This is a genomic window from Cellulophaga sp. 3_MG-2023 (genome assembly GCF_030546975.1).
Classification (GTDB): Bacteria; Bacteroidota; Bacteroidia; order Flavobacteriales; family Flavobacteriaceae; genus Cellulophaga.
The window spans coordinates 58752-76906 of sequence record NZ_JAUOPS010000006.1 but is presented as its reverse complement, the minus strand read 5'-3'; the positions used below and the strand labels follow the sequence as shown (position 1 = coordinate 76906).

Here is an 18155-nt window from a genome sequence, read left to right as displayed (position 1 = left end):
CATAAAAAAGGCCCTACTTTGTAGAGTAGAGCCTTATTTTTAATAAATTATTTTTTATGGTCTTTCATCTACTTCCATAATTCTAATATCATCAAAATATATAACACCCATACCATTGTGTCTTAAATATATTTCATAATCACTAGCTGTAGTACCTGCAGTAAACCTTTGAGCAGGACTTACAGTAACCCAAGTATCTTCTGCCGCTGTGGCAACTACGTTATTCCAAAACTGAAATGCAGTTTCTCCGTCTTTCTGTATCCAAGGTCCATTCATATTTATTACTGCACCGGCTTGCTTATATATTTTATATTCTAACTGATAAGTTACCCCTGCTGTTAATGAATATTGGTCTACAATATTATGAAACCCAGACCAAGCACCAGATTGTGCTGCATCTACTTTTATACTGTATTGACCACTAGCAGCTTGTTCTGTTGATGGCGCTACAGTTGTAGTTGGTAAATTATCATCTTTAGTTGTCCAGTTTACTCCACCATCTTCAATGTCATAACGTACTGCTTCATGTTGGTACATTTGAACAGGCAAATCTGTAAACGCTGCTGGTATACGAGTATCTGTAGACTCTAAAGTTCCATTACCATCATAAGAAATTGTAATATCATCAGATCTGTATATTGGATCCTGTAGTTTTATTTCTAAAATAGTAGCATTAGAAGAGTTTAAACTAATTGTTGAAATTGTAAAAGGTGAGCCATTTACATTTACAGTAAAAAAGGATTTCTGATCTGCAAAAGGTTTAAATTCTCCATTATATGGTATTTGTATAGTTTGGTTTTCTAACTCTACCAAATCACCAGCAACCTCAAAAGGTAATGATGATGGCACCACATTTATTGTAGCTGCAATATTATATCTGTCATAATCTGCAGGTATAGTTTCTCCTTGCCTACTAATATTTAAAGATGCTTTAAAAGATCCTAATTGATTTAATTGTACAACTGCAAGCGAATCTGTGCTTGTGATATCTCCTATTTGCCATGACCTTGTATTAGGACGACCAATAGTGGTAACATCTACAAACTCTAATTCTGACCCTGCTTCTACGGTAATTACATCACTCTCTAACTCATGAGGAACAACTACGCCGTTTTGACGAATTAGTATTTGCGGTACAATGGTATCATAAACATCTACCACAAAAGTAGTATCTATAACCCATTTGTTACCTACTTCTTTTGCTGGAAAAACAAAACCATCTGCCCCTTTAAATTCTACGTATTCTTTAAACTCATTATAAAGATTTACCTTTTTTAAACCACCTTCTGTAAATAAAACATGTACTGTTTTATCTTTACTTTCTAAAGACTGTGGCTTAATAATAAACTCATCATAAATAGAATCTTTACGGGTTATTGGCCCTTTTAAAAAAGCACTTCCTTGCTCTATTGTCCATTTATGTGATATTTCTCCTTGAGATAAATCTGAAAATGAAGCAAAATCATTTACACTAACACTAACTATAGTATCTCTAAAACCACTTGTATACCAAGATACATCTGAGAACGAATTAGGAGCATCATAATCATCACTATTACACGCTGTGATAAGCGATATAATTAATGCTATTAAAATTAATCTATTATTCATAATATCTTTTTTTAGTTATTCAAATTTGGATTAGCAGTAACTTCACTATTTGGTATAGGATAATATCCGTGTACACTCTCATTATAATTTACTGCAGCTTGTGCGTAATCTATAAATGTAAAACCATTAGCAATAGGACTTTCTCCTTCTTTTAATATAGAACCCCATCTTGTTAAAGGTTTACCTTCTTTGTCTATAAAAGGATAATTATCTGCCCAATATCTTCTTTGACTTAGATCTTGGAAACGTTCTTTTAGAACTCCCCAACGTCTTAAATCTAAGAAACGAGTTGCATGTCCTTCTTCAGATAACTCTAATGGTCTTTCTACATACATTAAATGCTCCATTAAAGTTTTTGCATCATACGCAATATCATCATGATCTGCTCCTGGATATGTACCAGAACCATTAGGGCCTATTAGTTTTAAGGCAGAACGGTGTCTTACCTCGTTTACTAAAGCCATAGCCTGTTCTACTCCTGCGTCATTTGTACCTCCTTTAATTAAACACTCTGCCAACATTAAATAAACATCTGCTAAACGTACCAAACGTATGTTTAAGCCAGAACGTGTATTAGGTACAATATCACTCTCTGTATTTACAGTTGCCCAATTTGTGTATTTTCTAAAATAAGCTGTTTCTTTATTATTAAATACAGTTGCGTCTGCTGTAGATAAACCTCCGTAATAAGGAGTATCCATATCATCTACCACCGCAATAGAATAAGATGCACGCAGTGAGTAAGACCTTGGTCTCATTAAAGTAACAGGATCACAACCTTCTTCACCGTCTTCACAAGGGACAAAATTTCTTGGGTCACTCATATCTAATTCCTCATTTTTATAAGCCAATTGCAACCATGCACTTGGCATAGAAGCTCTATAACCTCCTAAATTTCCTGGTGCAAATATTCTACTTAAAATATTAGATACGTTTTGACTATCATAAGGGTTTAACTCTGATTTAAAGTTAATAGAGTAGCTAACCTCTAAAATAGATTCTGAATTAAACTCACCTGCTTCAGAAAAATTATCTCCTATGTTATCTACAAGGGCTCTACCGTATTCTCCGTTAGTTATAATATCGTTAAAATAAACTTCTGCTGTTGTATAATCTTCTTCATACAAATAACTTCTTCCTAGTTCTGCCGCTGCTGCAGCTGCGGTTACACGACCAACATTAGAGTTACCATCCCAGACTGGAGGTAAATTTTCATACGCAAATTCTAAGTCTGCTAAGTAAAAAGCTTTAACCTCACTTGCAGAGCTTAATGGTTGGTAAAAATCACTTTCTGCTTCTGGAACAAAATCAAAAATTGGAACACTACCTTGATTATACATATTGTATAAGTAACTGTAAGATATGCCTCTAAAAAATTTAGCTTGAGCAATAATTTGTGTTGCAAAATCTATTTTATCTTGGTCCTTATAGGTTGCTATTAACCTTTCTCCGTTTGAGATAACTTGGTTTGATCTAAAAATAACAGTATAAGTTGCAGACCATTTATTTCTAATATCATTTTCTGCATCATTAAAAGTTTGCAGATAAAATGAATTTTGCGTGTTTGGCCTACCAAATCCTGGCCAACTCATATCTGATCTATGATTGTCTGATACTACATTAAAAATACTTGTATTTTTAAAAGCGTTATATACAGCAGTTAAACCTCCATTAAGATCTACATTATTTTTCCAGAAACTACCTGTAGATAGCTCATTAGGATTGGTTTCTTCTAAATAATCATCTGAACATGCTGTACTGCATATAACACACAGTAAAGCAACAGCTATTTTGTTAACTATTAATTTTTTCATTTCTAGTTCTTTTTTTATTAAAATTTAAATTCAATACCAGCTCTGTACTGTGTGCTTATTGGATAAACACCTGCATCAATACCACGAGTACTTAATCCGTCATTTCCAATTTCTGGATCAAAACCATCATAACCTGTAATAGTTAATAGGTTATCTGCTGCTATGTAAAATCTTAATTTATTAATATTAAGCTTATCATTTAATTTTTTAGGTAAAGTATACCCTAGAGTTACATTTCTTAATCTTCCAAAACTTCCGTCTTGCAGCCAGTAATCTGTATATCCTCTATAATTAAAATGATCTCTGCCTCTATCTGCAGGAACAGTTGAAGTTGGATTTGAAAGTGTCCATTGATGAACTAAGTCTTGGTGCGTACCTTGCTTATATGCGTATGCTTTACTACCATTAATAATTTCTCCTCCTATTGCTGCATACCAATTCATAGAAAAATCTATATTTTTATAGTTAGCATTTAGGTTTAAACCTAACTCATACTCTGGAGCTCCACTACCTTTATATACTCTATCATCTAATGTAATTTCTCCATCTCCAGCATCGGCTATACCGTCGTTATTTGTATCTACTGTTGGCTGATCTACATACCTAAGATCTCCTAAATTTGCAGTAGGGTCTAACTGTCTGTACTCATCTAGTTCTGCTTGTGTTGTTACCAGTCCATCTGTTTCTACTAAAAAGAATGCACCAGCTTCATACCCTTCTCTAAGAGCTGTTACTAAATCTTCTCCTGGTAAACCTGGAGCTACTTGACTACCTCCTAAAAATGAAAACTTATTAGAATCACTCATTCTTGTAATTCTATTTTCATTTTTAGAATAGTTAGCTGAAACGTTCCAACTAAACTTTCCTTTGTGTTTGTAACTAGCACTCCATTCTGTACCATAGTTACGCATATCGCCAACATTTAATATTACGCTAGAGTTGTTACCTCCACCAACAGTTGGTGGCAAAATAACAGGAAACAGCATATTTGTTCTAGACCCGTCATAAACCTCACTAGTTAGGGTAAGTTTATTATTAAAGAAACCGAACTCCATACCAAAGTTCTTCTCTATTTTCTTCTCCCATTTTGCTTTAGGGTTTTTAAATGCTTCTTGTATAGCTCCTAAAACCAATACCTGATCTGATCCCGTACCAAAAACATAATCATGTCCTAACCCTATAGTTGGTGCTGTACTATAATCTAAAATACTTTGGTTACCAGTTGTACCATAACTAAATCTCATTTTAAAGAAATTGAAAGTTTTTCCAAAAACTTTATCCCATCCTTCTTCGTCTGATACAATCCAAGCTGCAGATGCAGAAGGGGCATATATCCATCTATTTTCTTCAGAAAAACGACTAGTACCATCTCGCCTTAAACTGGCACTTATTAAATATTTACCTTTATAATCATACTGTAAACGTCCAAGCATACCAATTAACGTATTGGTTCTATCTTGCCCATAACCATTACCCGTTCCTACATTAGCATCTAACGTTGCACCATTTAAGTTGGTAACTTCATTATTAAAAAGATCAAACTTTTGAGCAAAGAAAGAATCGTAAGTGTATTTTTCTGCACTTAATGCTCCTACTAAAGTTACATGGTGGTCTCCATATGTTTTATTAAAAGTTGCTATACCATCTATAGTTGCACTAGTAGATCTATCACTTTGGTTATACACACCAGATCTTACTTGTTGAGGAATTAAATCTCCCTCTACAGAATATGCTGTAAATAAAGGATTAATTCTAACACGTGTATTGTTAGTTCTGCTTATTGAAGCTCTTGTTGTAAGTTTTACACTAGAAAGTAGTTGATGATCTATTTGCATACGAGCATCAAAATTATCTCCATTTCTAACATCAGACTGCTTAAGCTTTGACATTAAAAAACTTAAGTTAGTTGCGTCATTACTATTTGGTGCACCTGCACTATCATCTACCGTTGGTGCACTAGGGTCTATAAGCTGTTGATAAGGTTTGTACCTATACCCATCTAATAGTATTTGCCATGGTGTATACTCTTGCTCATCAGTTCTTAAACCTATACCAGTTGTAAATGTCCATTTGCCCTTTTTGTATGTTGTATTTGCTCTTACATTTAATCTTTCTAGACCTGAGTTGATTAAAGAACCTTCTTGATCAAAATAATTTACAGATACATTAAAGCGTAATCCTTCTTTACCTCCAGAGATATTAAGATTATGATTTTGAATTAAAGCCATATCATTCTGAAGAATATCCATTAAGTTAGTGTTATTGGTAAAATCATAACGGTTTTGCTCTAGTGTTGTAAAAGAGTTATTGGGAAAAGTGCCGTTAATATTATTTAACCTTACAAACTGACTGTACATAGAATCTTCAAAATTCATTAAAGGCACACTAGATACTATATCTTGTGCTCCCATATAGCTGGTAATACCAATATCCATTTTACCAACTTTACCAGATTTTGTTGTAATTAAAATTACACCAGCAGAACCTCTTGTACCATAAATTGCGGCAGAAGCTGCATCTTTAAGTACATCTATTGTCTCTATCTCTGCTACACTTAATTGCGGGTTACCATCTTGTGGTATACCATCTACAACATACAATGGTGAATTACTTCCAAAAACAGAGTTAATACCACGAATAAGTATTACAGCATCTGATCCAGGTTGTCCACTACTAGAGGTTACATTTACACCTGCAATTTGCCCTTGCAGTGCACTACCAACGTCTGATGTAGATATTTTTTCTATATCTTCTGCCTGTACTTGTGCAACAGCTCCTGTTACTTCTCTTTTCTTTTGTACACCATAGCCAATAACTACCACTTCTTTTAACGCCTCTATGTCTTCTTTCATAGCAACGTTAATGGTGGTTTTTGAACCTACTTTAAGTTCTTGTGCTAAATAACCTATGTAGCTAAATATTAGTACACTATTAGGTTCTGCCTTTATTTCGTAATTGCCATCAAAATCTGTAACTACACCATTAGTAGTTCCTTTAACAACCACACTTACTCCTAAAAGCGGTTCACCGTCTCCGGTAACACTACCTTTTACGGTTTTTGTTTGCGCTTGAACCAAACCAAAGCCTATAACAAAAAAAAGAATAGTTAAAAAAGCTTTATGTCTAGACTTAACAAGTAAATTGAATTTCATTTCCATAATTGTTTTTTAAGTTTAGTTACACAAATGTTGATTTTATTTACTTTAAGCGTAGTAACAAATGTTTTTTTAAGTAAAACATATGTATAAAATCTTAAAAAAGTGTTAACTAAAACGTCCTGAAGGTAGCAAAATGGTTGATATTATATTATTTTGATAATAAAACAAGACTTAGAATGTCAATTTAAAAAAATTAAGTTAATTTTTATTTAAATTGATAATCTAACAAAAAACCACCATAAAACTTAAGTAGAATTAATAGTGGTTTTTGTAAAAAGTGAGTTTTTTTTTAATAGAATTCTATTTTGTAAACAAAGGCATAGTTACCTACTTTGTTTTTTAATGGCTGTATTACCAAACCCATTGCCGTTTGCTCCCAACTAATATCTTCTGTGCTACCTAAAAGTTGTATCTGTTTTATTTTTTGATTTTTATTTGATAAAGATTTTATAACAACCTCATCCTTTGGCCAATCCAAAACTGTAGCGTATAATACATCGTCTTTTGTTGTAAAACGAATGTCTTTTTCTGTATTGTCTTTATTTTTATGTTCACTTAAGTGTCCCTCTACAACTTCTGCAGGCCCTTCGCCATATATATCCCAAGTTCTTGTACCATATATAGCTTCTCCGTTAACTTTTAACCAAACTCCCATTTGTAACAAACGTTCTTTAACCTCTGCAGGAATTTCTCCTTCTGCTGTTGGTGTAATATTTAATAAGACTGCACCATTTTTACTCACCACATCAACTAAAAAATCTACAAGTCTGTTGGTTGTTTTGTAATTAGGATTTTGAACATTACTCCAAGATTTCCAATCTATAGAGTCATCTGTTAGCCAGGTAAAATCTTTTTTATCACTCATTCTAGAGCGTTCTAAATCTAATACTGCAGAGCCTACTGCTAAATCTTTAAATTTATAGGTTACAACAACTTCCTTGTTATTTTTTAATCCTTGGTTATAAAAGTTTGCTAAAAATTGTTTTCTATAATCTTCATCAATAATGTCCATTTTATTATCAAACCATACAATGTCCGGATCGTATTTAGTTGTTAACTCTGTTAACCTATTTAACCACTCTTTATTAAAATCATTATCTGGTAACGGATTTGTTGGTTTATTTGCCATTACAAAAGTTCCTTTAGGAACTTTTGGTCCGTATAAACCACTAAAATTGGTAGTATAAGCATCTGTATTTTTATCCCAAGTTGGGTACCAGGCATATAACCAGTGGCGGTGATAAGTTGTTATAAATTTTAAACCACGTGTTTTTATGGCTTTTTCCATAGCCCCAACAACATCTATTTTTGGACCTTTATCTTTGGCATCCCAAGTGGTTAACTTACTATCCCACATTGCAAAACCATCTGCGTGTTCTGCAATTGGCCCTGCAAATTGTGCGCCTGCATTTACAAATAAATCTGCCCAAGCATCTGCATTAAACTTTTCTGCTTTAAACATTGGTATAAAGTCTTTATAACCAAAAGCATCTAAGCTACCATATGTTTTTTTATGATATTTATTTATCGGATGTCCATCTACGTACATCCATCTAGAGTACCATTCATTCATATATGCAGGTACAGTGTATGGTCCCCAATGAAAATATATTCCAAATTTTAAATCTTTGTACCACTCTGGAACCTTATATTTTTGTAGTGATTCCCAATCTGCAGTATATTTATGAGTAGTTTTTGGAAGCTCAGTTTTTATTTTCTGAGACGTACACCCCATAAGTAGTAAAACCAAATAAGCACTTAGTAATATTATTTTTTTCATAGTAGGTTGCAATTCCTTGGTGTTATAGTCCTATAACTATTTTAGGGATTTCTGCTGCGTCATATTTTTCTAAATCTTTCTGTTCTATACTAGTTTGCCAAACATAAGCAAATTTTAAATTTTCCATTTTAGAAAATATCTCTAAGCTTTTAGAGGTAATTTTAGTACCAAATAAGTTTACACTGGTCATATTTTTTAATTCTAAAAGATGAGTAATAGCATTATCTGATATTGGGTTACCACTGAGTTTCAGTTTTTGGATATTAGTAATTTCACTTATAATCTTAACACTTTCGTCTGTTACTTGATTATTTTCTAAAGATAGCCATATTATATTCTCTTTAATTGGTAGTAGCTTTTCTAGTTTTTCTTTCAACTCATTTTCTTGTCCGGCAACTACTGTATTTGGGGCCAATACTACTTCAAACAAATTAGACTCAAAAACCAGTTCTCTAATTTTAAAACCTTCTTTTTCTATACTAGATATTAACTCACTACTAACTTTACCTACCGTTGGTAAAGTCTCTGTATTATTAGTAGCAGCACTAAAACCTAGCATTGTACTTGCTATTGCTGTAATATTATCTGGGGTTTTTACATTTGCAACTTTAGTTTTAAAACCTGCATTAGAACTATTTATCCAGTATGTTACAATTGCTATTTCTTCTTCAGTTAAAGGAGTTTTGCCTTCTGGTGGCATAAAATCTTCACTGTGAGGATCCAATAAAACCCTTTTTACCAACTCAGACGCATCTGCATTACCCGGAACCAAAATAGCCCCATTTTTACCACCGCTGTGCATAGACAAACTATCTACCAAAGATAATCCTCCCTTTTTTTTACTATCGTTATGACAACTAATACATTTATTCTCTAAAATTGGTGCTACTAAATGGCCATAAACCTCAGCATCTTCTACCTTAGTAACTGCTGCTAATTCTGTTTTTTCATTGGTATTAAATGGTGCATATTTTACCAAATAATCACTTCCATGGGTAAGGTTACCTCCATAATGACCCGTTACACTTATAACAATAACAAGCAACGTAAGTGCTGCTATATTGGGTTGTATTTTTTTATAGTTTGATAATTTTATTTTTTCAATCCTAATTAACCAAGCTAAAAAAGCCAATGCTGTTGTTGCTACTCCAAACCAAAAGTGAGCATCTAAAGCATTTTCATCATAATCTCCACTTAATGATAACATATACCCTAAAATACAAGCTACCAAAGCACTTATTCCTCCAAGAAGTAATGCTAACGGTATACCTGCTGTTAAAACAGGATTTTTTTTAACTCTACTAAAAACCTCAAGTAAAAAGGCAAATAATAAAAAACCAATAGGCAAATGCACCACAAGCGGATGAAATCTACCTAAAAACAATACAAAATCTGGGACACTATTTTCCATTTTTATTTTTTAATTTTTAAACGCGCTCTAATTTTATTGGAGCCGTTTTATTTGCATTCCATTGACATATGTAGAGGTTTTTATCTTCGTCTACACACACATCATGACCGTGTAAAATTGGTTTGTTTTTTAGTTGATATGATTTTTGAAGTTCTCCTTTTATGTATTCTGGCTCTGTGCCTCCAGGATTAGAAACTACTTTATCGTTCTCTAAAATAGTAACAAAACCAGTGTGATCTTTCCAATTAGTTTTACCAACTTTTGGTTGTGACCAGCATACACCAGCATATAAATTAGTATCATCAAAAACAGGTCTGCACACCTGCATATTAGGTAGTTTTAATGTTTTAACATATACACCATTTAAGGTAAACCATTTAAAACACTGCTCGTTCCTAGATGTACAAACCACCATTGGTTTGTTTTTATCTCTATAATCTATAGCTACACCATGTGCATTTTGCAAATTATAATCTGTATTGGTGTTGTTATGACCTCCCCAACGCCTAATAAACTCTCCTTTGTAATTGTATTGTAAAATATAATCTTGTCCGTACCCATCTGCTACATAAATATCTCCGTTAGGACCTATGGCTATTTCTGTAGGACAAAAATTTTCACCTGGCTCATATACACCTATAGTTTGCGGGTGACCAATATCAAAAAGAACTTTACCATCTGTAGTCGTTTTTGTTATTCTACCATTGTGCTTTATCCATTTTCCTGTTTTGTTTAAGTACCAACCAGAATCTGCTAAAAAAAGAAAATCTTCACCACCTTCATTAGATATAGTAAGCCCATGACCACCCGGATAAGCTGTTCCCCAAGCATCTAAAACCTTACCAGACTTATCAAAAATTACAATATTATTTTTGGTATGGTCACCAATCATTATAAGTCTACCTTTACTATCCATTTCCATTTCATGGCAGTTAAGCAATGGGTTGTGCACTGCACTTATCTGTGCCCAATTATTATGCACTTTATAGGTATAATCTCCGTGACCTAAAATAGTTTGCTCTGGTTTACTTTTTTTAAGTATTGAAAAACCCATAGTAGGTGTAGCTGCAACTACGGCACTTGCTATAGCTGTGTTTCTTATAAAATTTCTTCTGGTTGACATTTTTTTGTTTGGTTTAAGTTAATAGGTCTTTAACAACATTACCGTGCACGTCTGTTAAACGATAGCGTCTGCCCTGATGCTTAAATGTTAAACGTTCATGGTCTACACCAAATAAGTGTAAAAGTGTTGCGTGAAAATCATGTACATGCACAGGATCTTTTACTACGTTGTAACTAAAATCATCTGTTTCTCCGTATGAAAAACCTGGTTTTACACCAGCACCTGCCATCCACATTGTAAATGCTTTTGGGTGGTGGTCTCTACCATAATTTTCTTTTGTTAATTGCCCTTGAGAATATACTGTACGGCCAAACTCGCCTCCCCATACTACCAACGTATCATCTAACATTCCGCGTTGTTTTAAATCTTTTATTAGAGCTGCTGTTGGTTGGTCTGTTTTTTTAGACTGACTTTTAACTCCTCCTGGACAATAGTTATGCTGATCCCATCCTTGGTGATACAACTGCACAAACTTTACTCCTTTTTCTAACAGTTTCCTTGCCATTAAACAGTTTGCTGCATACGTCCCTGGATCTCTACTATCTTTACCATACATTTCAAAAGTACTGTCTGACTCGTCTGATAAATCTGAAACTTCTGGTACTGAAGTTTGCATTTTAAAAGCCATTTCATACTGAGACATTCTTGCTTGTATTTCTGGGTCGCCGTAAGCATCTTTTTGTAAATCATTTAAATCACCCAAATAATCTAACATATGTCTACGATCTTTACCATCGTAATTTTCTGGATCGCTTAAATACAACACAGGATCTTTACCAGATCTAAACTGTACACCTTGGTGCTCTGTTGGTAAAAAGCCATTACCCCATAAACTAGATTTTAAAGGCTGTCCTTTTCCGTTTTTAGAAACCAAAGTTATAAATGTAGGCAGGTTTTCATTGTCTGATCCTAGACCATAACTTAGCCATGAACCAATAGATGGTCTGCCAGGTAATTGGTTACCCGTTTGCATAAAAGTAATAGCAGGCGTATGGTTTATTTGATCTGTTTGCATCCCTTTTATAAAACATAAGTCGTCTACAACTTCAGACAAATAAGGCATAGCGTCACTAACCCACGCTCTAGACTCTCCGTATTGTTTAAAATTAAATGTAGAAGGTGCAATGGGCAATGTACTTTGATTACCACTCATACCTGTTAAGCGTTGACCACTCATAATAGAGTCTGGCAACTCTTTACCAAACATATCTGACAGTTTTGGTTTATAATCAAACAAATCCATTTGTGAAGGGCCTCCACTCTGAAACAGATAAATGATTCTCTTTGCCTTTGGCAAATGGTGTGGCAAACCTAATCTGTTTTTGTTGTAGGTACTTAATATTTCTTCTGGAGTGCTATTTTTATTTAAAGAAGCAAACATTTTATCTGCACCCAATAAGCTACCCAATGCTAAAGCACCTATTCCTAAAGATGTTTTCTTTAAAAAGTCTCTACGGTCTACTTGCTTTTCAATTTCTTGTAAATCTTTATTATTAGACCTTAATTTATGGTGATGATTATTACACATATTCTTATTCTTTTAAGGTTAATATTTATCTTTTTGTTATGGTAGCATCTGCATTCATAATAGTACTTGCTACTACTGCATTTGCTGCAATTAATGCTTTATTATCATTCTCATTTAACTTAAAAGCTCCTGTATTTAACCAACCTAAAGTTTTGGCAGTGTTGCTACTAAATTTTTGATATTCATTTTCTTGTAATTTTTGTAGTAAGCTTAATTCCTTTTTTGTTGCGTTTCTACCGGTTAATCTTATAAATGCCATATTAATACCAGAAGTTATATCTTTTTCCTTAGACATCAACTTACCTAAAACCCTTGAAGCTTCTATATATGTAGGGTCATTTAAAATTACTAATGCCTGCAAAGGTGTATTTGTTTTTTGCCTTCTAGATGAACATAAATCTCTTGTAGGAGCATCAAAAGTTGCAATGGTTGGGTTAGGTACTGTTCTTTTCCAAATGGTATACATACTTCGCCTATACAAGCCTTCTTCTCCATCTTGTGTATATGTATCTCCATTTACCTCCCATAAACCCTCTGGCTGGTATGGTTTTACACTTTCTCCACCTACTTTTTCATTTAATAAACCAGAAGCATACAACGCATTATCGCGCAGCATTTCTCCTGAAAGTCTTGTTGACGGACCACGAGACAACCATTTATTATCTACGTCTACAGCTAAAAGCTCTTTACTTATTACAGAGCTTTGTTGGTATGTATTAGACATCATTATTGTTTTTAATAACGCTTTAACATCCCATCCAGATTCTGTAAAACGAATTGCTAACCAGTCTAATAATTTAGGATGAGTTGGTAAATTACCTTGATTACCAAAATCTTCTGAACTAACTACAAGACCATTCCCAAAAAGGTTTTGCCAATATCTATTAACAGTAACTCTAGAAGTAAGCGGGTTGTCTTTATCCGTTATCCATTTGGCTAAGCCAAGTCTATTTTTTGGCCACTCTTTTTTCCAAGCAAAAATATCCTCGGGCACATTTGGAAAAACAGAATCTGTTGGCGAATCATAATTTCCACGATCTAGAATGTAGGTTTGCCTATTATGCTTACTCTCTTTCATAACCATAATTTGCTTAATAGGATCAATACTATCTACTAAAGCTAGCCTATCTTTTTCTAACTTTTTAAGAACATTATTATAGGCTAATGAGTTGGCTGATAAATAATACTCTATAAACTTTTGTTTTTCCTTATCAGATAAATTTTCAACACTTTTTTCTTTAATGTTCTCTAAAGCATCAGGATTTGCAATTTGCATTACTTCTATTTCACTTAACTCTTTGTTAAAAACTAAAAAGTCATCAATAATAGCATCTTTAATACCCTTTCCTCTCCAGACTGCACCTATACGTAAACCAGGTTCTAATTTTTCACTTTTAGGGCCATACAACCTTATTTCATGAAAAATGATGTCTTTATACAAATTATCAAAAACAGCTTTAGTTTGTTGCTTTTCCCCGTCTACATAAATAGCTACTCCTTTTGCTTTACTAGAACCATCATATGTCATAGTTAACTGCACCCATTTATCTTTAGGAACATTGTTTAATGACTCTACAACAATTGCATTATCTGGATATACATGTGCTAGTAAAGCTTCTAACTTATTATCCTTTATTTTTAAATGATACCCTCTAAAACTATGCAACTCAGGGCTATTCATTTTATGAAAAATTACCCCATCTTTTAGTTCTCTTGGAATAAACACTTTTATACCTATGCTAAAAGGTTGGTTTCTTTGAAAAATACCTATTTTATCTAAATCTAACCAAGTATCGCCATTCATTACAAGGCCATCTCCACTAGCTCCTTCTGCAAATACTGGTTTTTCATTATCAACAAATTGCTGACGCATTCTAATATTATTTTTTCCGTTACCACCAACTGCATTTATTATTTTTTTATTATCAAAATTAAAAGAAGCAATTAATCCTTTAGGTTTTGCAGTTAACGGCACTTTTTTATACGCATTGGTAGCAAGCCATTTATCTGCTTTGCTAACCTCAACTTTTTTAGTGGTTTTTACTTTTTCTTCTGCATCGTTAACAATTTTTTCTAAATAAGCTATTACACCTTCTTGTTCTTTAGTTGGTAGCATCATTGCAGGAACAGGAGTTGCTAAATCCCAAGGTATTAGTCCGGTTTCATCTACATTATTAAAAAAGCTATACATTTCGTAATAGTTTTTTTGAGAAATAGGGTCATATTTATGATCATGACATTTAGCACATGCATAAGATAATCCCAACATACCTTGTGTTACTGTTGCAGTCCTATCTGCAACGTACTCAGATCTAAATTCTTCATCTATAATACCACCTTCTAAATTTTGTGGATGCAACCTATTAAAAGCAGTAGCTAATTTTTGCTCTCTGGTTGGATTTTTAAATAGATCTCCTGCCAATTGCCAAGTTAAAAACTCATCATATGGCATATTTTCATTAAAAGATTTAATAACCCAGTCTCTCCACGGCGAGGTATCTCTGTATTTATCATTACTATAACCGTGCGTGTCTGCATATCGGGAAACATCCATCCAATCTAATGTCATTTGTTCTCCAAAATGAGGAGACGCCAATAGCCTATCTATTTGTTTTTCAAAAGCATTAGAAGAATTGTCTTTTAAAAAGTCTGTTATTTCTTGTTGTGTTGGTGGTAAGCCAATTAAATCAAAAGAAGCCCTACGTAATAATATTTCTTTATCTGCTTTTTTGGATGGTGTTAAGTTTACTTCTTTTAATTTTGCTAACACAAAATTATCTATTTCATTACCACCTAAGTCTTTATTTTCTATCTTAGGAATTTTATGTTTCTCTGGGGTTAAAAAAGCCCAATGTTTTTTATACTCTGCTCCTTCTTCTATCCACCTAATTAAAACTGCTTTTTCATAATCTGTTAGTGTTAAATGTGAGCTTGGTGCTGGCATTATTAAATCTGGATCATCAGACATTATACGATGAAAAAACTCACTCTTTTTTAAATTACCTGGTGTAATTGCAAATTTCCCTGGAGACTCTGGCAACTCTGCATATGCAAAACTTGCATCATGTAATTGTAAACCACCTTTAATATTTCCTTTATCTGGACCGTGGCATAAGTAGCACTTATCAGACAAAATTGGTTTTACATGTTCATTAAAATCTACTTTCTCTGGTAGTTTATCATATTCAACCGCAACCAGTTCTGGTAGGTCTGGACCTCCACAAGAACAGATTAATAAAAAAATAAATCCTAAAATTAACGGTATCTTAATTTTTAACATAAAAATTGATAATTTAATAACGAATCAAAAATAAAATAACTTACCTCTATATAAATGACCAAATCAGTCTATAAAATATACTTTTCCGTTATGTTGAGTTTTTATCTAGTATTATAATCTATTAATATTTTATATTTTAGTAGTGGTGTAAGCTGTTTGTCTAGATAAGAGTCTAGTTTATAAAAAATACATAATCAGCTATTTTAAAAAAGCAAAAACTAATTATGATAGAAATTCTACAATCTTTAAGGTTAACCTTACTTAATACAGGGTATGCCAAACTAGGTACTTCATGGGATTTTGACAACGTTATTAGCCCTTTTACAAGAATGTATTACATTACTAAAGGAACTGCTAGAGTATACCATAACGATAATGTATACCACTTAAAACCAGGATACATGTATTTAATACCTAGTTTTACGTATGCTAGGTATATCTGTGATGATTATCATGAACAATATTATATTAGTTTTTTAGAAGAAATTAATAGTGGCTTATCTATATATAATTTTAAAAATTTTGAATACGAAATTAAAGCAAGTGAGCAAGGTCTATATTACTTTAAAAGGTTAACTATATTAAATGCTAACAGAGAAATTAAAAATAGTGACCCAAAAACATACGATAATAGACCTACACTACAAGATTTTATTAAACAAAATGAGAATTTAAGTACTCAAGAGTTTTTAGAAACACAAGGAATTTTAACAACCTTATTATCTAATTTTATAACTAATAAAAAACTCCCCAAAGAAATTAATTTATCTAATTCTAATTTAAATCAGATTTTAAATTACATTAATAAAAATCTACACCTACCCATTACTATTGAAGAACTTGCTAATACTTGCCACTACAGTACAGATTACTTTTCTAAATTATTTTTAAATACTTATGGATTAAGACCTAATAAATACATACAATCTAAAAGAATTGAACGCGCACAATTGCTATTACTAACAACAAAAGACTCTTTAGAGGAAATAGCACAAAAAGTTGGTTTTGAAAATGTATCTTATTTCTCTAGGTCATTTAAAAAGCATACAGAAAAAACACCTGCTTCTTTTAGAAAGGAGCAGGTGAATATTTAAAGGTAAAACTTATTTTTTATTAAAATTTACGTTCTTTTCTGCCTCGCATTTTGTTTGCCTGGTTATCTCCTAAGAACTTTTCTTTAACAGGATCCCAATCTAATGGTCTGCCTAAGTTATAGGCAATATTTGCAATGTTACAAACCGTTGCTGAACGGTGACCTGTTTCTGCATCACATATTGGCTGTGTTCTGTTTTTAATAGATGAAATCCAATCTTGATAATGGTTTCCTTCTGTATTATACAGTTTAATATCTGAGGCTGTAAGCTCTGCACTTACCAAATTTTTAGGTGTAGTTTCAAAATAACTACGGCTAATATCCATAGTTCCTTTAGACCCAATAAAACGAACTCCCCATCCTCTACCAAAATCTTCATGTATCATTTCTACACCATTATCATAATACATTTTTAAACCTTTAACTGCTTTTTTATCTGTAGGCGGAACATACTTTACAGGCCCAGACCTATCCATACCTAAAGCCCACTGAACAATATCAAACATATGAGCTCCCCAGTCACACAATATACCTCCACCAACTTCTTCATAAAGTCTCCAATCTGGCCAAAAATCTACATCATTACGAGATGGTGCCAACCTATGATTATAGCCTAATAAAGGTGCTGGGCCACACCACTTGTTCCAGTTTACCTCTGCTGGTAATGTCTCTGGCTGTAAATTATAAGGTACTGCAGGGTCACCAACATTTACAAGAACTTGTTTTATGTCTCCTAAATATCCGTTTCTTACCAACTCACAAGCTCGTCTAAAGTTTTTACCCGAGCGTTGCATACTACCTGTTTGTAATATTTTATTTGTCTTTTTTACTGTTTTAACTAAATCTATACCTTCATTAATGTTATGTGTTAATGGTTTTTCACAATACACATCTTTACCAGCTTTCATTGCATCTATTGCCTGTATTGCATGCCAATGATCTGGAGTTGCAATTACAACAGCATCTACATCTTTACGGTCTAGTAACTCGTTGTAATTTGTATAAGTTGTAACTCCATTGTAATTATTCTGTTTTCTTTTTTCTGCATATATTGCATTTACAGCCCCTTTAAACCACTCGTTTTTTGTTGACCATACATCACAAGCAGCAACAATTTGAGAGTTTGTTGCTCCAACAAAATTCTTTGCTAACCCTCTACTTTGTTTTCCTAAACCAATAAATCCTAAATTAATTCTATCACTAGGTGCAACAAATCCTCTACCAAAAATATGTCTTGGTAGTATAGTTACGGCTCCCGTGGCCAAGGCGGTTTTGGTTATAAAACCTCTTCTAGATATTTTAGGATCTGTTACTGGCTTTTTAGTACTTTTTAAGTCTTTCATTATATAGGTTGTTT

The 18155-nt window shown here is 33.1% G+C and carries 10 protein-coding genes; 1 reads left to right on the top strand and 9 read right to left on the bottom strand.

What is annotated here, in order from left to right:
- Positions 1-54: 54 nt before the first annotated feature.
- The 8 genes from Q4487_RS14180 to Q4487_RS14145 all read right to left on the bottom strand — a co-directional run bounded on the left by Q4487_RS14180 (position 55) and on the right by Q4487_RS14145 (position 15705).
- A complete protein-coding gene (locus Q4487_RS14180) occupies positions 55-1611 on the bottom strand; it encodes a hypothetical protein (RefSeq protein WP_303544826.1) in 1557 nt (518 codons plus the stop codon).
- Between the two features lie 11 nt (positions 1612-1622).
- The gene (locus Q4487_RS14175; protein WP_303544824.1) at positions 1623-3425 is read right to left on the bottom strand and encodes a RagB/SusD family nutrient uptake outer membrane protein; all 1803 of its coding nucleotides are present in this window, start codon (positions 3423-3425) and stop codon (positions 1623-1625) included.
- 17 nt (positions 3426-3442) lie between these two features.
- Positions 3443-6583, bottom strand: coding sequence for a TonB-dependent receptor (locus tag Q4487_RS14170; protein ID WP_303571899.1), 3141 nt, complete (start codon positions 6581-6583; stop codon positions 3443-3445).
- A 289-nt stretch (positions 6584-6872) separates the two neighbouring features.
- Positions 6873-8363: an alpha-L-fucosidase gene (locus Q4487_RS14165; RefSeq protein WP_303544818.1), complete on the bottom strand. Its 1491-nt coding sequence runs from the start codon at positions 8361-8363 to the stop codon at positions 6873-6875.
- A 22-nt stretch (positions 8364-8385) separates the two neighbouring features.
- A complete protein-coding gene (locus Q4487_RS14160; protein ID WP_303544816.1) occupies positions 8386-9774 on the bottom strand; it encodes a c-type cytochrome domain-containing protein in 1389 nt (462 codons plus the stop codon).
- Positions 9775-9790: 16 nt separating this feature from the next.
- A complete protein-coding gene (locus tag Q4487_RS14155; RefSeq protein WP_303544814.1) occupies positions 9791-10897 on the bottom strand; it encodes a 6-bladed beta-propeller in 1107 nt (368 codons plus the stop codon).
- Positions 10898-10910: 13 nt separating this feature from the next.
- On the bottom strand, positions 10911-12425 hold the full coding sequence (locus Q4487_RS14150) for a DUF1501 domain-containing protein (protein ID WP_100895197.1): 1515 nt from the start codon (positions 12423-12425) through the stop codon (positions 10911-10913).
- 25 nt (positions 12426-12450) lie between these two features.
- Positions 12451-15705: a DUF1553 domain-containing protein gene (locus Q4487_RS14145; protein ID WP_303544811.1), complete on the bottom strand. Its 3255-nt coding sequence runs from the start codon at positions 15703-15705 to the stop codon at positions 12451-12453.
- 224 nt (positions 15706-15929) lie between these two features.
- Between Q4487_RS14145 and Q4487_RS14140 the strand changes: the two genes are divergently transcribed.
- Positions 15930-16799, top strand: coding sequence for an AraC family transcriptional regulator (locus Q4487_RS14140; RefSeq protein WP_303544808.1), 870 nt, complete (start codon positions 15930-15932; stop codon positions 16797-16799).
- 19 nt (positions 16800-16818) lie between these two features.
- On the opposite strand, the gene Q4487_RS14135 is transcribed toward Q4487_RS14140, so the two are convergent.
- Entirely contained in the window at positions 16819-18141 is a 1323-nt protein-coding gene (locus Q4487_RS14135) for a Gfo/Idh/MocA family protein (RefSeq protein WP_303544804.1), read from the bottom strand.
- Positions 18142-18155: the final 14 nt, after the last annotated feature.